The following is a 20,949-nucleotide window of genomic DNA, read 5'->3' on the forward strand; positions in this document are numbered from 1 at the left end:
AAGCAAAAACAAATTTGCTCTGGTTTAATTATTTATTTTTGTCCTTTAATCTGTATCGGAGTTTCAGGACTAGTCAGCTTATTTAAAATAAAAAAAGTACACTTAAAGAAAAAAATATTTGATTTTTTTTAAAAACTTATGTGAGCTTAGTGAACTTATTTTCAAAGCTTTGTTAAATTTAAGTATTCAAAAAACTTTATGACTTTTGTGTTTAAAATACAAAGCATAAATAAGTTTATTATTTAAAGCTCTTCTGCAAGAGTTTCATTTATTGTAAAAGCAAAAGCCCCAGGATTTCTCCCGGAGCTTTTTTAATTATAAAAAACTGAAAAGATATTTCTTATTTACTTCGTCTTGATTTTAGACTCGTCGATATGGTAATATTTAATTACACTGTTATAATCAGCATAATCTACAGCAGCAGCTGCATTTTTGCTTGTACCTGTTTTTGCAGGAACTACAACCACTCTGAATTTTTTTCCCTGATAATAAGTCGGATTTGCCGTTAAACTTAATGTTGGAGTAGAATTGATATTAATTGTGATGGCAAATTTGCTGAAATCAAATAGATAATCAACAGAATCATTATTTGCATTTCCTACATAATAAGTATAAGGAAGAAGTTTCCAAACCGGTGATCCTCCATCAGTTCCATTCTGCATGTAGATTAATACTACATCAGACTCTACAAGAGGATTATTAAAATCATCCGTGTATCTATAAAGATTATCACTTACCTTGGTAAAACTAGGCGCGATATCGTATGCTACTGAATATGTATCGTAATCCACAGTATTTACTGGCGTTACATCGTCATTATTGTCGCAACTGTAAGCAAAAAGACCTACAAAAGCCATAAGTAAAAATGGAAGAATTTTTTTCATTTTTATAAAAGTTTAGTTATTATACATAAAGCATATTCAAAACATATACCAAAAAACTTAAAAACATTGTTTTCATCATTTTTTTAGTTGTATTTTTGTTCTTATTCAAAAAATCATGAAGAAATTATCATATACTTCCCTCTTTATTTTTTTATTTATAAGTTCAGCTATTACCGCCCAATATCAGCCTAAAAACCTCTCTAAAGAAGATATAAAAAAGGCTCATCAATGGGTTGATAAAACATACAAGTCCCTTTCACAGGACGAAAAACTGGGTCAGTTATTTATTGTAGCATTATATACCAATAAAGACGAAAACCACATCAGCCAGATCAGAAACATCGTTGTTAATGATAAAATCGGGGGATTAATCCTGATGCAGGATGATGCGGCAAGAGAAATTAACCTTGTTAATGAATTCCAGCAAAAATCCAAAGTTCCGTTAATCATCGGAATGGATGCAGAATGGGGCCTTTACCAAAGAATTGCTGCCGCTCATAAGTTTCCCTGGGCTATGACTTTAGGAGCTATACAAGACAAAAATCTAATTGAGCAGATGTCTGCCAAAATAGCCGAAGACTGCCATAGAATGGGCATTAATTGGGATTTTGCGCCAGTAGTTGATGTTAATACCAATCCCAACAATCCGATTATTGGAAACAGAAGTTTCGGTTCAGAAGTGGATAATGTAATTAGTTCTGCCCTATCCTATTCAAACGGTCTTCAGAATAACAATATCCTTGCGGCCATAAAACATTTTCCGGGACATGGTGATACCAGCACAGATTCACATCTTGACCTTCCGGTAGTTTCCCACAGTTTGGACAGACTTAACAGCATAGAATTAGCACCCTTCAAAGCATTAATGGATAAAGGAATCGGTGGTGTTATGGTAGCTCATCTCTATGTACCGAGTTTGGAACCCGCTAAAGGAATTCCTGCTTCGGTTTCGAAAAACATCATTACAGGGTTATTGAAAGAGAAACTGGGATATAAAGGCCTTATCATCACTGATGCATTAAATATGGGTGCTGTTGCCAATAAATTTAAACCCGGTGAACTGGATGCAATGGCTTTTAAAGCAGGAAATGATATCATGCTGTTTTCACAAGGGGTTGCTGATGGGAAAAAATTAATTCAGAAAGCGATTGACAATAAAGAAATTCCTCAATCGCGAGTGGAAGAAAGTGTTAAGAAAATCTTATTGACAAAATATTTTTTAGGATTAGATCACTATAATCCCAACAATCCTGAAAACGTTAATAATGATCTGAACAATAACTCTCATAAAGTTTTGGTTCAAAATCTGTATTCCAATGCACTGACTTTACTGAAAGACGACAAAAAACTGCTTCCTCTTACCGGAAAACAAGTCTATTACGTTCCGCTAGAAGAAGCTCCTTATCAAGCTTTTGCCAATCAACTGGGGGCAGCTGTAATTATCAAAAAAGCCAATGAAATTAGTACAATCCCAGCTAACTCAACAGTGATTGTAGGCTTGCATAAAGATAATTCTACAGCGTACAAACCTTATAAAATATCAGCTGAATCAAAGAAGATTCTATCTGAATTAACAAAAAATCAAAATATTATCCTGAATGTTTTCGGAAGCGCTTATGCTTTAAAAGACATCGATATTTCAAACGTTTCAACCGTTCTCGTTTCTTATGAAAATAATGACGACTCAATGACTGCAACAGCAGATGCTCTTAACGGAAAAACAAAAATATGGGGCAGACTTCCTGTCCTTGTCAATGACCAGCTGAAAGCAGGAATAGGCATGGATCTCAATCCGGCTTCTGCCAGCACCACCAATATGAACTCAACAGTTTTCACAACATCAAAACAACAGTAATCTAATGAAAATAGGCATACTTTGCTATCCAACATACGGCGGAAGCGGAATCGTAGCAACAGAATTAGGAATGTCTCTTGCCAACAAAGGTTATGAAGTACATTTCATAAGCTCCGCACTTCCTGCAAGACTGGATATCACGAATCCGAATATTTTTTTCCATAGAGTGAATGTCCAGACGTATCCGCTTTTCCAGTATCAGCCTTATGATATTGCATTAAGTTCAATGATCTACCGGGTCGTTAATCTTTATAAGCTGGATTTACTTCACGCTCATTATGCTATTCCTTATGCATATGCAGCTTTTACAGCGAAGCAAATGCTTATGGAAGACAACAATGACATTCCTTTGGTTACGACCCTTCACGGGACGGATATTACGCTGGTAGGACAGCACCCGAGCTATAAGCATGCGGTAGAATTTTCTATTAATAAATCAGATGCAATTACTTCTGTTTCCGAAAGCTTAAAAAAAGATACCCTGCAGTTTTTCCACATCAAAAAGGAGATTCAGGTAATTACTAATTTTATTGATAATTCTGAGTTTGATGACTGTGATGAATGCCAGAGAACGCAGTTTGCCAGTCCGGATGAAAAAATACTGATCCACGTTTCCAATTTACGTCCGGTAAAACGTGTGGAAGAAGTATTGCAGATCTTTAAAAATGTGGAGAAAAAAGTAAAATCGAAACTGATCATTATCGGTGAAGGCCCGGACATGGAAAAGATCAATCAGTTTTTGGAAGAAAATCCAGATCTGATCTCCAAAATCCGTCTTTTAGGAAAAGTTAATGATCTGTATAAAATTTTACAGCTTTCAGATGTATTTCTACTTCCTTCGGAGCAGGAAAGCTTCGGTCTTGCGGCACTTGAAGCTATGGCCGCTTATACTCCGGTTATCAGTTCTAATGCAGGCGGAATTCCGGAAGTGAACATTCAGGGGGAAACAGGATTTTTGGCAGAAATCGGAAATGTAGAAGCAATGAGTAATTATACCATTAAGCTACTAAGCAACGATGAACTTTTAGCCAAAATGAAAATAAATGCGAAAGAACAGGCTATAAAATTCGATTTGAAAAACATTCTTCCTATTTATGAAGAAATGTATAGAACGACCATCGAAAATTTTAAAAAGGAGGTGTCGAAAGTATAATATTTCTATTATATTTATCGTCACTTATGACGGAAAAACTACTTCAATATCTTTGGAACTATAAGGTTTTCAAACATTTTGACTTCAAAGATATTGAAGGGAATTCCGTTGAAATACTAGAGTTTGGAAAATGGAACTCGGATGCCGGCCCGGATTTTTTAACGGGAAAAATCAAATTCAATAATGTAATACTGGCTGGAAATATTGAGCTTCATGTAAAAGCCTCCGACTGGATTTTCCATAACCACTCTACAGATCCCAACTACAAAAATATTATTCTTCACGTCGTTTTCCACAACGACACTTCTATTGATGAGTTTACCATCAATAATATCCCAACACTGGAGCTTAAAGACTACATCGATGAAAATATTCTCTGGAAATACGAGAAACTTTCCGGTGAAAACCAATTCATTCCCTGTGAACGTATTTTTGATTCGAAAAAAATCCCAGTCAATTTTCATGAGGGAAATATTCTAAGAAAACTGGAAGAAAAATCCATGGAATTTGAGCAGAGTCTGAAACAGTATAAAAATAACTTTGAAGCGGTTCTATTCCATAGTTTAGCATATTCTTTCGGACTAAAAGTGAATTCCCATATTTTCCGGCAGATCGCTGAAAGTGTTGATTTCAGTGTTATTAATAAAATCCGGCAAAACCCATATCAGCTGGAAGCTTTGTTATTTGGAATTTCAGGATGGCTCGAAACTGATGAAGATGAGCAGATAAAAATCTGGAAAAGAGAATTTACTTTTATCAAAGCAAAGTTCAATATTCTCGATTTACATTTTCATCCTAAATTTTTGAGATTACGTCCACCTAATTTTCCTACGATCCGGCTTTCTCAACTGGCAAACCTTTACCATCAGCAGCAAAATATATTTTCTAAAGTGATCACTGCAAAAAATTCGGAGGAATTATTTTCTATTTTTAAAGACAGCAGCGCTTCCGAATATTGGGATAATCATTTTAATTTCGGAAAAATATCGAACAGTAATTATCCCAAGGTAGTAAGCAAAGATTTTGTGGATCTTATTATTCTTAACACGATTCTTCCCTTAAAATATACCTATCATAAATATCATCATGAAGAAATTTCGGAGGAGATCATCAGTTTTTACCGAACGATTGCTGCCGAAAAAAATTCAGTGACCAAAAACTGGAAAAACCTGGGTACATCTATTCCCACTGCGTTAGAAAGCCAGAGTCTTATTTATCATTACAAAAGTTTCTGTGAAGAAAAAAATTGCTTACATTGCAGTATTGGATTTAAAATTTTAAAAGAATCTTCAAATGTTTGATAATATCCGCCATAAAATGGAAAGAGAATGGTTTGGTGTTCTTACGAGAATGGGCGCTAAACTGGGGATCCCTGTGTCTAAATTACGGGTATTCTTTATCTATTCAACTTTTGCCACGGCTGGCTTTTTCTTTTTAATTTATCTGGGACTTGCTTTTACTCTTTGGATTAAAGACATTTTCATCACAAGAAGACCCAGCGTTTTTGACTTATAATTATGGAATTTTTACAGATCACCTCATCAGAGGATTATAGAGTTCAGGAAATATACAACTCTTACTCCAGCACCTTTCCTGAAGATGAAAGAAGAGACTGGAACCAATTCGTGGATTTATTTTCGAATCCCCATGTGAAGATTATTTCGGTCCTTCACGAATCTAAAACAATTGGATATCTAATCATCTGGGAACTCAGCAATTATGTTTTCGTAGAACATTTTGAAGTGTTTGCGGAATTCAGAAGCCAGAAATTAGGCTCGCATATTACAGGCTATTTATTTGACAATTATCCGAGGATTATTTTAGAAATAGAGCCTGAACATCTGGACGAAGATGCCAAAAGACGGTATGCTTTTTATCAGAGAAATGGATTCAGACTGATTGATGAAGCCCATATACAGCCCAGTTACGGCGAAGGGAAGAAACCTTTAGATCTTTGGCTGCTGGCTAATTATTCTCCTGAAAACCTCAACATCATCAAAGACGAGATTTACGATATCGTTTATCATTAACATAAAAAAGTCAGATTGCTCTGACTTTTTCTTTTTTGTATTTATTTTGATGAAAACCTGCTCGATGTACTAAACATCAGTTAACTTCATATTCCAGTTTGATAGTAATACTGGCTTCCTTCTCTTTGGAAGACGTATTGAACGTTCCTCCGTACGAATAATCTTCGTTAGAATTAGGAGCTGTAATCTGCACTACACCCATCGTTGCCTTTTTAAGGTGGCCTAAACTGCTTCCGGAGTTCTCCGCAATTTTCTCTGCACGTTCTTTAGCATCTTTTGTCGCACCGGCAATCATTTCCTGCTTAACGGTAGATAATTTTGTGTAAAAGTAAGATGGCGATGAAGAGGTGAATTCAATGCCGCGGTTGATGATCTCTGTAATATTTCTGGAAACGTTTTCAATTTTAGCCACTTCTTTACTTTCAATGGAAACTTTCTGGGTTAAATTATATCCCGAAAATTCTCCCTGAATATTGTTCCCGTTGGCATCATTGTAATTTCTGAATTGTTTTTGAATATCTACGGAAGAAAATACAATCTCATTCTGCTTGATCCCCTTTGAAACAAGATAGTCGTTGATTACTTTTCTGTCCATTGCCAATTCATCATAGGCTGATTTCAGGTCCATATTATTCTTCGAAAAGCTTCCGGACCAGGTGATAAGGTCGGCTGTAAAATGCTTTGTTCCTAAACCGGTTACAGAAATGGTGTTTTCAGATTTATTCCTGTTTTTTATGGCATTTCCAAGGAGACCGAGACCGAGTACAAATCCTAATGCTCCAATGGCAACGGTGATAATACTGCTTTTATTCATAAAATTGGTGAATTGGGGTGATTTAATTTTTCACAGAAAGTACATCAATTTCCGTTCCGAAATTTTAAGATTTTTTTAACATTATTCTGACTTCCCGGAATGTTGTAAGCGATCTACATACAATGGTATCGTTTCTTCCAGCCTCAGCAGGACTCCAGACAAATTTTTAGCCTTCACATAGGTTCTTACCTGAGGTTTAACAAGAAATGAAAATTCTATAAACTCTGAGATTCTCTCTGCAGGAATACCTGCCTGTGTAAAATAGTCTTCGTCTACTCTATTTTTAATCCAGGAAATATGTTCCTGAAGATCATCGTATTTATATTGCCGTTTTTGCTTTCGGGCTTTTCCGCTGATGAGATCATACACTCCCTGAACATTAAGACTTCCCAAAAGCATTGGCAGCAACACGCTTTTTACTTCTGCAGGTTTTTCCCTCATTTTTCCAATGGGTTGTGGAAGCCCAACTGCCTGTTGAACGATTTCTCCTTTATCTATCTTCGCCACAATTCTGGAATCTGTTGACAGGTCACCTGTAAGCCTTTTGACGATCTGTACCTCTTCTATCTCTTTTGGAATCGGGATAAGGCTGACTAATAACGGAGGATTATTACCATCCGTCAGAACTCTTGTAGAAACTCTTCCGAAATCTTCTTTGACAAATCTCAACTCGTCATTTTGCGAAGCTTCAATAGAAAATGCCCCTTCAGCATTCGAATAGGTTTTATGATCGGTAGCCATATTGATAATGATAACACCACTCAAATTGATTCCGTCATTATCCACAATTCTCCCTGTGACGGTTTGCTGTGAAAACAAATGCATAAACAGAAAGACCAGGAAAAGAAAAACTATTTTTCCGGTGAGTGCATATCTGTATCTGCTTTTGAAATTCAATGTATATTTTTTATGTTCTTTATTGTTTAGCCTTCGAGTTTATTCGTCTTTTTATACTCCTGAAATGCTGCTTTCAATTCAAATTCTATGGCTGCCACATTAAAATCTTTTCTATATAATTTTGCAAGTTTTTTGGTGTCATTGGCATAGAGTAAAAAACGGTCTATCTGTTCATCACCCATTCCATATCTCCTGAGAAAATCAAGATTCATTTCTTCCTTTACTCTTTTAATAAAATTTTGAGTCTCATTATAATCAGCTTTCGTGATCTTAGGCTTGCCTGATTTTTTAATCAAATTTACTACAAGACCGAGAGCTCCTAATGCATCTCCTTGTCCTGCTGAAAAGTCATGACCTCCAAATTGTTTCGGGATCGTATTTTTCGGCAGCGGTTCATTGAGAGGGCTTCTCATATAATCATCCAAATCAGATTTTAAAGAGGCTATTCTTCTTGACTCATCAAGATGTTTGCTATCTTTTTCAAGGTTTCCTGTAGGCTGGTACTTAATCTTTACTTCAGGAATCAGGATTTCGGCATGAGGCAGAACAATTAGTAATGGACTTCTGATATCTTCCTTGGTTATTTTCCTATCAACACGATAATAGCCTTCCTTTACAAATCTAAGCTCGTCATTTTCATCAGCATCAATTACAAAATTTCCGGAAGTATTACTGAATGTACTTGTATGATTGGAAATATTCACCACTAAGACAGAATTCAGAGTTGAACTTCCATTATTGTCTATAATGCTTCCTGTAATCTTTTGCTGCGACCATATGTCTGCAAAAATAAAACAAGGAACTGCATACAGGCTTTGTCTGATATACTTTCTCATCATCGCCTATCTTTGGGTTTGTGGAGCACGGTAAGAAGAAATTCTGGTCAGCACAAAACGCTGAAACCTATAGAGGTCTGCATCACTGCAAAATCCATATTTCAAGATTTTTTTCCTTTCAAAACCTCCCGCCAGCACGTAATAAATAAAATGATCTATAAGGGGTTTTTCTATTTTAAGATGGATAAAATATTCGTCACCCAAAGCACTTCGAATGTAGGTTACAAAATCTGTATCATCCCATTGGTCTTTCACTTTTCCAATTGAAAAGCCTTGTCCTTTAGGCTGCACAAATTCGCCAGGCTGTGCTGCCAATATCCTTGGATCTGATTTCTGAGCAATGTAGCGGTCTATCTCTTTCGTAAGTTTCTCCACTTTTGGTTTATTGAGGTTTTTGGAATCTACCCTCAAATTTCCGGTAATCCCTTTCTTCACTTCAACCTCGGGAATCAATATGGTTGTTCTTGCGAGACTAACGTTTAAAGGGGACTCTATATTTTCTTTGGATACTTTTTTCATCATACGTTCATAGCCGGCTTTTATAAAGCGCAGCTCATCCCCTGCTCTTCCTGAAAGCATAAAGTGTCCGTCCTGGTTAGATGCCACCATTTCGTCCGTTCTTATATTAATGACGGCAACATCCGCCATCTCGGCGCCATCTTCAGTGGTGACCCGCCCAAAAATATAGCTTTGGGCATTCAGATTGATAAAAAAAATTGTACATAAAAGAAAGAATAATTTAATTTTCACGGGCAGTTTTTAATAAAGCAAAGCTAAAATTATTTTTAAATGTAATCATAAGTTTAACCTCAGTTAACTTGTTTTAGGATTTATTTTTAATTTTTGATTCTAAAACTGTTAAAGAGCCGGCCCAAATTGTTAAAATCCCACTTAAATTTTAGCTAAATTGCAGTCTCAATTCTATTAAAACAATGCAAAATTCTTATACAGTGATCAATGCTTCTGCGGGTTCAGGGAAAACCTATGCCCTTGTACAGCGGCTTTTGATGATCTGTCTACGTTATCCGAACCAACCGCATTCAATCCGGAACATTTTAGCACTTACGTTCACCAATAAGGCAGCCAATGAAATGAAGGAACGGATTTTATCGTGGCTGGGAAATTTTGCTTCTGATCAGTTTGCAGAAAATGCAGATCTAAAAAATATACAGAAAGCTTTTGAAGAACAAGGCTTAAGAATTACCATCGATGAACTTCATCTCCGATCTAAGAAGCTGCTGGATTATGTTCTTCACAATTATTCCACTTTAAATATCGGAACGATTGACAAGTTTAATTCAAGGCTGGTACGCAGTTTTTCTTATGAGCTGGGACTGGCAAAAAACTTTAACCTTGAAATTGATGCAGAACCTTTTCTGATCGAAGCGGTTGATAAAATGCTTGATCAGATTGGTGAAAATGAGTCGATCTCCAATTCTTTCATGGATTATGTGGATTACAGCCTGGAGAATAATGAAAGGATCAACCTCAACAAGAGTCTGTACGGATCAGCAAAAGAGTTTGTAAAAGATATTCATTATGAACATCTTAAAAGCAATAAAAGTTTTGATGATACGACGTATGAAGACATCAAAAATACGCTTCGGAAAGAAATTGTAGCCAATAAAAAACAATCCACGGAACTTGCTTTGCAGTCTGTAGATTTATTCAAGTCCAGAAATATCGAAATTGAAGATTTCGCCCAGGGTAAAAATGGGCTTGGAGGATTCTTTACCAAGGTTTTGGATTTTTATCAGCAGAAAAGACCGGGGTTTCCTTTTCCAACGACGCAGGAAGAATCTGTGGTCAATAATTACAGAAAGGGAGCGTCTTCAAAATCAAAAAGTAAAGAGCCGGACATCTTAGAAATTCTAGAGCAGCTCCTTGAAAGCAGGATGCGTCTTATTATTTTATATATCGAAACGCAAAAGAAAGAGAAAATTTTGTCTGCTCTTCTTCCTTTAAAGGTCAACAAAGATATTCAGGATGAGTTAAAAAAGATTGAAGAGGAAAATGATCTGGTTTTGCTTTCAAAATTTAATATCCTGATTAATGAAAACCTGAGAAATGAACCTTCCGCTTTTATTTATGAAAAAGTAGGTTCACAGTTTCAGCATTACTTTTTTGATGAGTTTCAGGATACTTCAGAACTTCAGTGGCAGAATTTTGTTCCGTTGAGAGATCATAGTGTGTCGTCTGAGAACACTTCTTTCACATTAGTCGGAGACCCTAAACAGAGTATCTACCGGTTTCGTGGCGGGGAAAGCAAGTTAATGCTGGATATTATCAATAAAAAGGAATTTGCGCCTAAACAAGCGGATCTTCTGGTTCTGAAAGACAACTGGCGAAGTGCTACCAATATTGTTCAGTTTAATAATGAATTATACCAATACCATTCCCGGGATCTGGAGGAGGAACATAAAAATATTTTCGGGACGGATGCTGAACAAAATTCAAAGTCAAAAATTGCAGGAAGGGTAAAAGTAAACCTGATTGAAAATCTTACCAATGAAGATTTTTACAACGATACTTCCGAACGGATGCGTAAAGATATCCAGGAAAGTCTGGACAACGGTTTTAAATTTTCGGATATTACAATTTTATGCCGTGGAAACTTCGATATTTTCAGTTATTCTCAGAAACTGGGAAATCTGAAAGTACAGTATCAGGGCGGGGAAACCAATATCAAGACAATTTCAGATAAAGGATTGACCCTTGAGCTATCGAATACCTTAAAGGCGGTCATCGAATTTCTGAAATGGGAAATGAATCCTAAAAGCAAGCCGAATCTGATCATGATGATGTATCATCTTAATACGTTAGGAAGAGTTGAGATGGCAGATTTCACGCTGGAAATGAAAAAAATTCTGGAAATTGAAACGCATGAAGAGATTCTTCAGTTTCTTCAGGAAACGTACGCTTTACATTTAAAACAGGACAACTTTCCGAAGTTTAACCTGTACAATTTTGTAGAATATTACATCAACGAATTTTCTATTGAAAACAAGGAAACTGATTTTCTTCTGAACTTCCTGGAAATGCTTTTTAATTTCACCCAAAATGCAGGCGCAAGTACAAAAGAATTTTTAAAATACTGGGATGAAGAAGCCTCAACCTACACTATTCAGGCTTCAGAAAACATTGATGCCATTCAGATAATGACGATTCACAAATCGAAAGGTCTTGAGTTTCCTATTGTCTTTATTCCTATGATGAATAAAAACAGGGACAGCGAGTTCAGTAATTGGTTTGAGACCGACAACAATGATGCTCTGAAATCTGTTAACATCAATCAGTTCAGTAAAAATCTTGAGGTGTATGACGAATCTATTGAAAAATTCAACAAGCAGAATTCATATAAAAACCTCATCGACAGATTATGTTTGCAGTATGTGGCTACTACAAGACCTGTTGAGCAGCTTTTCTTTTATCTTCAAAAGCAGAATAAAACATCAAATAATCTTGAATTGTTAGCATTCCTTCAGGAAAAAAACACCAGTGAAGCAGATGAATTTGACGTTTATCCGGTGGATCCTGAGCTGTTAAAAAAACAGTCGAAACATAAGAGTTCATCATTTAAAACCCAAAACATCCGGAATTTAAAAAATATCAATGAAAAAAGTACTTCGATAAAGATTGCAACACCATCGAAAAACTATCAGGTACGGGTTGAAAAGGTAAGAATAGGTCTCTTCGTCCACGAATTATTATCTAAAATAAATACCCGAAAAGATATTGTTAAGGTCCTGGACAGTTATGTTCTGGAAGGTTTGATCACTTTGGATGAGAGAAATGAAATTCAGCAGACCTTAGAGCATATCGTCACCACCTATGCTGAATTTTTCGACGAAAAGTGGGATGTCATCAATGAAAAAGACATTATGATCACGGTAAGAGGAAAAAGCAGAATCTTCAGACCTGACCGTATTCTGAAAAATGGAGAAGATCATGTGATTGTAGATTTTAAAACCGGAGAGCCAAAAGAAGATGATGTAATGCAGATCGAAGGATATAAAAATATTCTGGAAAGCCTGGGAAGAAAGGTTTCGAAGACCCAGCTTATTTATTTGTAACTCTATTTCTTGATCAATAGATATCAATCCATTATAAATAAAAACCCGCCATTCTAATGAATCGCGGGTTTTGTATGTAAATGAATCCTGATATTATGCCTGTGGATCCGGAGTGAAAACTCTCTGTGCTAATTCCTGGTCAAAAAGGTATAATGCAGACGGGTTATCTGAAACCATTTTGATTTTAGTAACATACTGTGATGCGCTAGCCTCTTCTTCTACCTGCTCATTGATGAACCACTGAAGAAAAGATGTCGTTGCAAAATCACCTTCGTCGTTGGCATTTTTTACAATATTAAAGATGCTTTTCGTTACCGTTTTTTCGTGCTGTAATGCTTTTTCGAAAATATCAATTGCATTTTCGAACTCATGTGGAGGTTTTGCAATTTCTCCGATAATGATCTGACCTCCTACATCATTTAAATAATCAAACATTTTATCTGCGTGCATCAGTTCTTCTTTGCTCTGAACTCTGAAATAGTTGGCAATTCCGTCCAGGTCAATTCCTGAAAACCATGCAGACATTGAAAGATAATATTGTGCGGCGTATTGTTCGTGTGCTATTTGTTCGTTAATTAATTTTGCAATTTTTTCGCTTACCATAATAAAAATTTATATTCAAAATTATGGAATAAAACCCCGAAATCAAAAGTTTTAATGAAAATTAATACAAAAAGGATGGAATTACTTCCATCCTTCACACATTAAAAAACTAACATTATAAGCTGTTATTTTACCTCAGCTGCTCCCGTATTCATTGGTTTCCTCATCATTTTTCCGTCTTTCATTCCTTGCTTTCTCTGCTCCATTTTAGCTTTTCTGTCTGCCTGCCATTTATCATACTGCTGTGGTGTCAAAATGTTTTTCATATCAGCATCCATTTGAGCTCTTTTCGCTTTCATTTGGTCCATTTGGGCTTCTCTGTTCTCTTTGTTCTGATCAAAGGTAGCCTTCATTTCAACTTTTCTTTTTTCATTAAGCGCTTTTATCTGGTTAACCTGAGTTTGATTCAGGTTGAGATCTTTCTGCATCTGTGCCATATGCTCCTGTTCTCTTTCCTGCATTTTTTGCTGCATTTCTGCTCTTCTCGCTTGTTTATCCTGTGGAGTAGTTATTTGTTGCGCCATGGCAAAACTTCCCATTCCGATCATTGCTATTGCTAAAATTAACTTTTTCATCTTTCTTAAATTTTTAATTAATTGTTATACATCTATTTGATTATCGATATAAACAGAAGTTAAATCAAATAATTCATAAAAAATGTTAATTTTAATTATCAAAACTATATCTCAATAAAAAAGGACAGATTCTAAAAAAAATCTGTCCTTCACACCACTTAAATATAATATATGAAAATTAATTACGTGCTAAACGTTGTCTGAAACCTCCACCTCTATTTTCGCCGCTGTTATTGTGCTGCTGTCTTGGAGCTGAATGTTCAGAACGCTGTTGTCTGAAGCCTCCTCCATTATTTTCCTGTCTTACGGGAATGCTTTCTCTTCTTGTTTCCTGGCTTCTGAATCCACCACCGGTTCTTACACCTACTCTGGTTCCATCACTGGAATTTCCGTTTCTAAAACCTCCGTTATTCTCAGTTCGGGTTCCACTGTTCATATTATTATTCCCTCTGAACCCTCCTGAATTTCCATTGTTTCCGTTGTTTCCGTTATTTCTTACTCCATTATTTCCCTGGGTACGAACTCCGGAATTGTTATTGTTGCTATTTCCCCGGAAACCTCCGCCATTATTATCTCTTACAGAACCTCTGAATCCATTGTCTTCTCTGCTACTTCTTCTCACGATATTCAAAGTCGGATTATTCACCCCTCTGAATTTTGCTCTATCTACTCTGTAAACATTGATATTTACATTTCTATACCGCGGCATTACACTAAATCTTGGTGCGTAATAGGTTGTTCTGTAATTCTGGAAATATCTAATAGGGCTGTATCCATGATAGTAATTATTTTGGAAAGTAACGAATACTCTCGGTCCTAAAATTCTTTGCAGTGCATAAAATCTATCGTAATACCATCTATCCGGATTGTATCTGTAGAAGCTATTCCAGTTTGAGAAGCTTACATACAGATTGTTAAGTCTTAACACCTGGTCTATCTGCCAAGTATTCAGTCTGTTTTGGGCAAAAAAGCCATTCCAGTTGATATTGAGAATACTATTTCGGTAGTCGTTGTAATAGCTTTGGTAATAATCCTGCGGATAATAATCCTGTGGATAATTGTAGTAGTAATCATTAGGGAAATAATTTTGATCATCCTGATCGCTGTAATACCCATCGTTACTTCCATTATATCCGTCGTTGCTTCCGTTATATCCGTTATTATTTCCGTTATATCCGCTGTTGTCTCCGTTATACCCGTTATTATTTCCGTTATCTCCCCAACCGTTGTTATTAGGGTTATTAGGGTATTGCTGAGCGAACGACAGAGTCGCCAGGCTCAATGCAAATCCCAAAAGTATTTTTTTCATCTCTATAGTCGTTAATTGGTTAGTATATAGTAGAATATCTCTATTCTATCTCTTTGATGTAAATAAAAAAAAGAAGTTAAATCTTTTGACCTAACTTCTTTTAAAATATCATTAACTAATTGATAATCAAATATTAAATTTATGCTCTTCCGCTATCTTTTATCCAACCGGCAATTTTTTGATTAAATGAGATATTGTTTTTTAAATCCTCTACATTCAAATGCATTCTATATCGCCAATAATGTGGAAAAACAGCAGGATTATTGATTCTTTCCTGATCCATATTCTGATTGGTCAATGCCGAATCTGTAGCCAAAAATTCCTGTATTGGGAATATAGCCAGCATGGCATCATTGTACAGATGCTGTTTCATAATAATTTCAGCAAGATCAGCATTGAGTTCTTCCGGTGCTTTTCCATATTGATTCAGCTGCTGGTTGAAATATTTCTGCGTTAATGCCGGATCTTCTTTCCACCATTGTCTTAACGTAGAACTGTCGTGTGACGAAGCGGTCACTACATTTAAGTAACCCGCATCTTTAGGATTGTAGAAAGGTATATTTTCAGATGGCATTCTTTGTACTTTCAGCGCGATAATTGCCAATTCATCCATTACGATAGGTACACTTGCAGGAACCATTCCCAAATCTTCTCCACAGATAAGCATTTTGGTTGCATTTAAAATGACCGGAAGTTTTTCCATCGCTTTTTCATACCAAAGATGATCTTGTCTTTTGAAGAAATAATCATGATACAGTTCATAAATGGCCTTCTTCTCCCAATCTGAAAGATATTTATAAGATTCAGTATTGTATACATTGAATCTTGGGTGATATACCGTTTGTCCGTTTCTTTCCTCAGGCAGAAATAAAACATTTGCGCACAAGGAAATCAGCTGCTCTTCGATAGGACCTCGCGGATTTTTCTTAAAAAAATCCGACAGCTTTCTCTGGGTATCAAATTCTTCTTTAAATGAATACGTTCCGTTCTGGTTATTATTAATGAATTCTAGCGTTTTACCACTGTCCTCGCCGAAATAATCCCAAAGGATCTGCCCATTGATAAAAGGTTTGCAATACCTGTCAAAACTGAAAGGAATGCTGCGTGCGTTGAATTCATCCAAAACAATAGGAACAGCGGGGTAAAAATACCCTAAAATTCCCTGTGTCGCAGAAATTGGCATTCTCCAGATCCTGAAGAATCCTAATATGTGGTCGATCCTCATAGCATCGAAATACTGTTCCAGCGCTTTGAATCTGTTTTTCCACCATCTATAATCATCAGCCTTCATGGCTTCCCAGTTATAGGTTGGAAATTCCCAGTTCTGTCCAAGCTCCGTAAACTGATCCGGCGGTGCCCCAGCCTGAAAATCCATTCCGAATAATTCCGGTTCTGTCCATGCCTCTACTGAGTATCTGTAAATACCGATCGGGAGATCTCCTTTTACAGAGATGCCCAGACTATGCATATAATCTACAGCATCTTTAAGCTGTAGATGGAGCTGATACTGTACCCACGCATGAAGCATTGATTCATCATAGTCTTTATTTTTAGGAGAAAAGAATGGAGAAATTTTGCCGGCAATGTATTTTTTATGTGTCTTCCATTCATTAAAGTTGGGCGTTTTATATTTATCCCTTAACACACAGAACGCCGCATAGGCAACCAGCCAGCTTTCGTTATCTTTTATAAATTTCTTAAAGTTTCTGTCTTTATAAATCTTTTCCTTATTCCCACCGAAAACAGCTTTTATATATTTCCATTTCCCGGAAATCACTTTTTCATAATCTATTAATTCTAAGAGATTTAACGCTTCTTTTTCGGATTGATATTCTTCAACTAAATCCACCGGTAAAGGAAAATCTAAGTTTTCTAATGAAATATATTGTGGATGCAATGCATATACTGAGACTGCAGCATACGGATAAGAGTCTGTCCAGGTATAATTCGCAGTGGTATCATTAATCGGAAGAATCTGGATGATTCCAAGACTCGTTTCTTTTGTCCAGTCAGCCAGTTTTTTCATATCGGAAAATTCTCCGACTCCAAAACCGTCTTTACTTCTCAGTGAAAATACGGGAATGGCAACTCCTGCATCGTGGTACATCTGATACAGCTTGAATTTGAAATAATGATTGGAAACAATATGCAATATATCTTTCGATAAATTGGGTGCTGTATATCTGTTTTCACCCGTCTCCACATCAATTACACGGCCTTCCTTTGTATCATAAATGCAGTACTTAAACTGAATAAGTTCATTCTCTGGAATTTCAACTGATACTTCCCAAATTCCGAAATCAGTCTGAGCTAAATGAACGGCTTTTTCATAGTCCCAATTGCCCAATGATGCTGTGCTTCCAAAAAGTACAATCTTCCAGTCCGGATTATAAATAGGTGCTTCAATGCGGAATAAATGGGTGTGTTTTTTTAACACCGTAATTTTCTCAGGAACAAAATGATTAAGTTTATTGTAAAGAATTTTGTTATTCAGATAGTTTTCAGGAAAATTTTTGTTATTCCACTCATCAAAAATGACAAACTCTTTGTAGTTATGGGGAAAATGAAGTTTGTGCATTACAAATTCCTCACGAAGGATAACTCCTCTTTCATCCTTAAGCTTATATTGATAAGAAATTGATTTTGAAAAATAATCCACCTCACATTTCCATATTCCATTTTCTGCATAAAATAATGTATGACTCTGAGCAGTGGCTCCTTCTTCATTGATAACCAACTCCAAAGACTCTCCAGATTTTGCTCTGTAATCGATAATAAAGTATAGCCTCATTTATATTTTTTTATAAAAATACATTATAATCTTGAAAAACAAAACTTATTGAATATCAAATCTTCATTAAAAAAGCCTTCTCAACTATTTGAAAAGGCTCTTGATTTTTATGAAAGCGGAAGATTATTCAGTGACCAAAATTTTCTTGTTTAAAAGAATTTTGTTGGTCTCATCTGTAATACTCACAATATAGGCACCGCTAATAAGATTTTTCAAATATATCTGTTGGTTCAGTGAACCCTCTTTTACAGATAATTGCTGCTGCATTACATTTTTACCGGATAAATCAAAAACACTAAGTTTGATATTTCCTTTTATCGCTTTATCATTCCCTTTTATGGTAATGAAATGTTCATCCACTCTTGTTGGGTATATATCCAAATTAGCAAGGGTATTAGTGGATACCGCTTTGTCATTGATAAAATACTTACTTGCTAAATCATAAATATGCAGATTAAGATCTCCGGGAAGCTGTTTAGCCTGTAAAGTCTCTATATCTATTTCGAATAAAGGAGCTCCTTTTGCACTTGCAATGACCACTTTCCCTTTGGAATTAACCGCAGCTCCGTTTACAGAATAATTTTCTGGAATCCCTGTAATTTTTCCGACAAATCTTGCCTTTAATTCTTTAGTTGAGATTTTAAATACATTTCCTGACACTGAAAAAACATAGAAATTATTATCGGCATCCGCAACCATATCTCCACCAAAACCGGTTTCCATGGTAGTAAATGAATTTTTTCCGTTGGAAGGATCATCTTTAACGATTCCAAGATCTGTTACTACATACTGATTGTTCTTTTTAGCAATCTGCAAAAACTGGGTCCCGGAATTATTCATGGCATATATATTTCCATCATATCCTGCGGTCATTCTCGTAATGTGAGAATTGATATCACAGGAAGTTACTCTCACCACGGTATTTTCAACGAGTGTAATTTCTTTTGTATTTGGATTCAATACATAAATATTGGAAGAAAACATCGGCATGTAGACCAGATTATTATTAGATGAGTCGTACGCTAATGCTGCCATTGTGGTAGCCTGAGAATTATTATATGAATTTTTGTCCTCAGAAGCAATACCTCTCCTAGCCTGTGAAAATACTTTTGCTGGAGAATCAGCCGTAAAAATACGTTCTCCGGAAGTACCGATTATTGGATCCATTGAACGGAAATCATTAAAAATAATTGCTGGAGAATCTTTTCCGGTAATGGCAAAGAAATCTTGCTGTGCGTGTGCTTCTATACCTAACAGCAGTAAAAATAAAGGGAATAAATGTTTTTTCATAATAATAGAATTTTAGATGTGTAATTGTTTTACTATTACTAAGTTACACAATTTTCCACATGAAATAACAAAAAATTCTCTTCCTGTTGAATATTATATATAATTGATAATGAACGTTTATTTTTTTAATCAATTCTAAAAATTCAATACCTATTTTTAATAAAAAATCCCGCAGATTAAACAGATAAAGCAAATTCATATGACATAATCATCTGCTCAATCCGCATAATCTGCGAGAGTATAAATAAGTTTACAGTGTCTTGATTAATTCAAAACATAGCTTGTTCCATCTCTGCCATCTTTCAGCTCGATACCTTCTGCAAGCAGTTTATCTCTGATCTGGTCCGAAAGGTCGAAATTCTTGGATTTTCTAGCCTGATTTCTCAATTCAATTAAAACCTGTAATGTCTGATCTAATTTTTCATTGTTGTTTTCTTCAACAGCCTGCAATCCCAATACATCAAAGATGAATGCCTGTAAAGTTGTTTTCAGGTCTTCAAGATCTTTAGCTGAGATCGTTTCTTTATCATCATTTAAAGCGAAAATAAATTTCACTGCTTCAAATAAATGAGCAATCAGGATCGGTGAATTGAAATCATCGGTTAATGCATCATAACATTTCGTTTTCCATTCTTCAAGATTAAAACCAGATTGTTTTTCATCATTAGGAGTAACTGCATTCAATACTTTAACCGCTTCCATTAATCTGATGAATCCTTTTTCACTCGCGATCATTGCGTCATTGGAAATATCCAGTACACTTCTGTAATGAGCCTGCAGGAAGCAGAATCTTACAATCGTCGGATGGAAAGGCTTTTCAAAGAAATCATTTTCTCCGGTCACCAACTGCATCGGCAGGATATAATTTCCTGTTGATTTACTCATACGCTGGCTATTCATGGTCAGCATATTGGCATGCATCCAGTAATTTACAGGAGCTATATCATTGCAGGCTTTCCCCTGGGCAATTTCACATTCGTGGTGTGGGAATTTTAAATCCATTCCGCCGCCATGAATATCAAATTTTTCACCTAAATATTTAGTGCTCATTGCAGTACATTCAAGGTGCCATCCCGGAAAACCTTCTCCCCAAGGAGAATTCCATCTCATAATATGAGCGGGAGATGCTTTTTTCCAAAGAGCAAAATCCTGCGGATTCTTCTTCTCACCTTGTCCATCTAAATCACGGGTATTGGCGAAAAGTTCTTCGATATTACGTTTTGAAAGTTCACCGTAATTTAATCCTCTTCTGTTGTATTCCAGAACATCAAAATAAACTGAACCATTGCTTTCGTAGGCAAAACCTTTTTCAATTAGCTTCTGAGTCAATTCTATTTGTTCTACAATGTGTCCGGTTGCTGTAGGCTCAATATTGGGAGGCAGCAGGTTGAACATATCCAGGACTTTATGAAAATCCACCGTATATTTCTGTACGATTTCCATGGGCTCAAGCTTTTCAAGACGGGTCTGTTTTACGAAACGGTCATTTTCTACATTTCCGTCATCGGTAAGGTGTCCGGCATCGGTAATATTCCTTACATATCTCACTTTGTATCCTAAGTGCATCAATGAGCGATAAATAAAATCGAAAGAGAGGAACGTTCTTACATTCCCTAAATGAACATTGCTGTACACGGTAGGTCCGCAGACATACATTCCAACATTTCCTTCTAAAATAGGCTTGAATATTTCTTTTTCTGCAGTAAGCGAGTTATATATTTTTAATTGCATGATTACAAAATTGAATGATTTTTTAATGAATAATAAATTTAAAATTAGGATAAAAATAGGGTATCGCAACAAATAATTACTGCTACAAAAATTTTATTGGAAACTTTT

Annotated in this window: 17 protein-coding genes; 6 read left to right on the plus strand and 11 right to left on the minus strand. The window is 35.9% G+C overall.

The genetic code is table 11. The features are described 5' to 3' along the window. Positions 1-344 precede the first annotated feature (344 nt). The gene (locus SB679_RS22250; protein WP_410704488.1) at positions 345-884 is read right to left on the minus strand and encodes a hypothetical protein; all 540 of its coding nucleotides are present in this window, start codon (positions 882-884) and stop codon (positions 345-347) included. Between the two features lie 115 nt (positions 885-999). Here SB679_RS22250 and SB679_RS22255 point away from each other — a divergent pair, with 115 nt between their 5' ends. The 5 genes from SB679_RS22255 to SB679_RS22275 are packed head-to-tail and all read left to right on the plus strand — an operon-like array spanning position 1,000 to position 5,922. After that, positions 1,000-2,739, plus strand: coding sequence for a glycoside hydrolase family 3 protein (locus SB679_RS22255; protein WP_410704489.1), 1,740 nt, complete (start codon positions 1,000-1,002; stop codon positions 2,737-2,739). A gap of 4 nt (positions 2,740-2,743) precedes the next feature. Continuing rightward, positions 2,744-3,892, plus strand: a complete 1,149-nt coding sequence (gene bshA / locus SB679_RS22260) for an N-acetyl-alpha-D-glucosaminyl L-malate synthase BshA (protein WP_034712811.1) — start codon at positions 2,744-2,746, stop codon at positions 3,890-3,892. A 26-nt stretch (positions 3,893-3,918) separates the two neighbouring features. Further along, the gene (locus SB679_RS22265; RefSeq protein WP_410704490.1) at positions 3,919-5,193 is read left to right on the plus strand and encodes a DUF2851 family protein; all 1,275 of its coding nucleotides are present in this window, start codon (positions 3,919-3,921) and stop codon (positions 5,191-5,193) included. Next, on the plus strand, positions 5,186-5,407 hold the full coding sequence (locus SB679_RS22270; RefSeq protein WP_034712816.1) for a PspC family transcriptional regulator: 222 nt from the start codon (positions 5,186-5,188) through the stop codon (positions 5,405-5,407). Before SB679_RS22265 ends, SB679_RS22270 begins: the two co-directional genes overlap by 8 nt. A gap of 2 nt (positions 5,408-5,409) precedes the next feature. Next, positions 5,410-5,922: a GNAT family N-acetyltransferase gene (locus tag SB679_RS22275; protein ID WP_410704491.1), complete on the plus strand. Its 513-nt coding sequence runs from the start codon at positions 5,410-5,412 to the stop codon at positions 5,920-5,922. A gap of 76 nt (positions 5,923-5,998) precedes the next feature. Here SB679_RS22275 and SB679_RS22280 read toward each other — a convergent pair whose 3' ends face one another. The 4 genes from SB679_RS22280 to SB679_RS22295 form a co-directional block, all read right to left on the minus strand. Next, the gene (locus tag SB679_RS22280) at positions 5,999-6,736 is read right to left on the minus strand and encodes an SIMPL domain-containing protein (RefSeq protein WP_410704492.1); all 738 of its coding nucleotides are present in this window, start codon (positions 6,734-6,736) and stop codon (positions 5,999-6,001) included. 81 nt (positions 6,737-6,817) lie between these two features. Then, a complete protein-coding gene (locus tag SB679_RS22285) occupies positions 6,818-7,633 on the minus strand; it encodes a carboxypeptidase regulatory-like domain-containing protein (protein ID WP_410704493.1) in 816 nt (271 codons plus the stop codon). Between the two features lie 26 nt (positions 7,634-7,659). Next, entirely contained in the window at positions 7,660-8,472 is an 813-nt protein-coding gene (locus SB679_RS22290; protein ID WP_410704494.1) for a hypothetical protein, read from the minus strand. 3 nt (positions 8,473-8,475) lie between these two features. Then, on the minus strand, positions 8,476-9,219 hold the full coding sequence (locus SB679_RS22295; RefSeq protein ID WP_410704495.1) for a carboxypeptidase-like regulatory domain-containing protein: 744 nt from the start codon (positions 9,217-9,219) through the stop codon (positions 8,476-8,478). 182 nt (positions 9,220-9,401) lie between these two features. Here SB679_RS22295 and SB679_RS22300 point away from each other — a divergent pair, with 182 nt between their 5' ends. Then, on the plus strand, positions 9,402-12,542 hold the full coding sequence (locus tag SB679_RS22300) for a UvrD-helicase domain-containing protein (RefSeq protein ID WP_410704496.1): 3,141 nt from the start codon (positions 9,402-9,404) through the stop codon (positions 12,540-12,542). Between the two features lie 93 nt (positions 12,543-12,635). On the opposite strand, the gene SB679_RS22305 is transcribed toward SB679_RS22300, so the two are convergent. The 6 genes from SB679_RS22305 to cysS form a co-directional block, all read right to left on the minus strand. Next, complete coding sequence (locus SB679_RS22305; protein WP_410704497.1) at positions 12,636-13,145, minus strand: ferritin; 510 nt, start codon at positions 13,143-13,145, stop codon at positions 12,636-12,638. Positions 13,146-13,270: 125 nt separating this feature from the next. Continuing rightward, complete coding sequence (locus tag SB679_RS22310; RefSeq protein WP_410704498.1) at positions 13,271-13,720, minus strand: hypothetical protein; 450 nt, start codon at positions 13,718-13,720, stop codon at positions 13,271-13,273. Positions 13,721-13,898: 178 nt separating this feature from the next. Beyond that, a complete protein-coding gene (locus SB679_RS22315; RefSeq protein ID WP_410704499.1) occupies positions 13,899-15,029 on the minus strand; it encodes a hypothetical protein in 1,131 nt (376 codons plus the stop codon). Between the two features lie 139 nt (positions 15,030-15,168). Then, positions 15,169-17,820 carry a 4-alpha-glucanotransferase gene (locus tag SB679_RS22320; protein WP_410704500.1) on the minus strand — a complete coding sequence of 884 codons (2,652 nt, stop codon included), beginning with the start codon at positions 17,818-17,820 and terminating at the stop codon, positions 15,169-15,171. Between the two features lie 123 nt (positions 17,821-17,943). Continuing rightward, positions 17,944-19,110: a T9SS type A sorting domain-containing protein gene (locus SB679_RS22325; protein ID WP_410704501.1), complete on the minus strand. Its 1,167-nt coding sequence runs from the start codon at positions 19,108-19,110 to the stop codon at positions 17,944-17,946. Between the two features lie 264 nt (positions 19,111-19,374). Continuing rightward, positions 19,375-20,841, minus strand: coding sequence for a cysteine--tRNA ligase (gene cysS, locus SB679_RS22330; RefSeq protein WP_410704502.1), 1,467 nt, complete (start codon positions 20,839-20,841; stop codon positions 19,375-19,377). Positions 20,842-20,949: the final 108 nt, after the last annotated feature.

This window comes from Chryseobacterium sp. SIMBA_029 (assembly GCF_046535275.1).
In the GTDB taxonomy this organism is placed as follows: domain Bacteria; phylum Bacteroidota; class Bacteroidia; order Flavobacteriales; family Weeksellaceae; genus Chryseobacterium.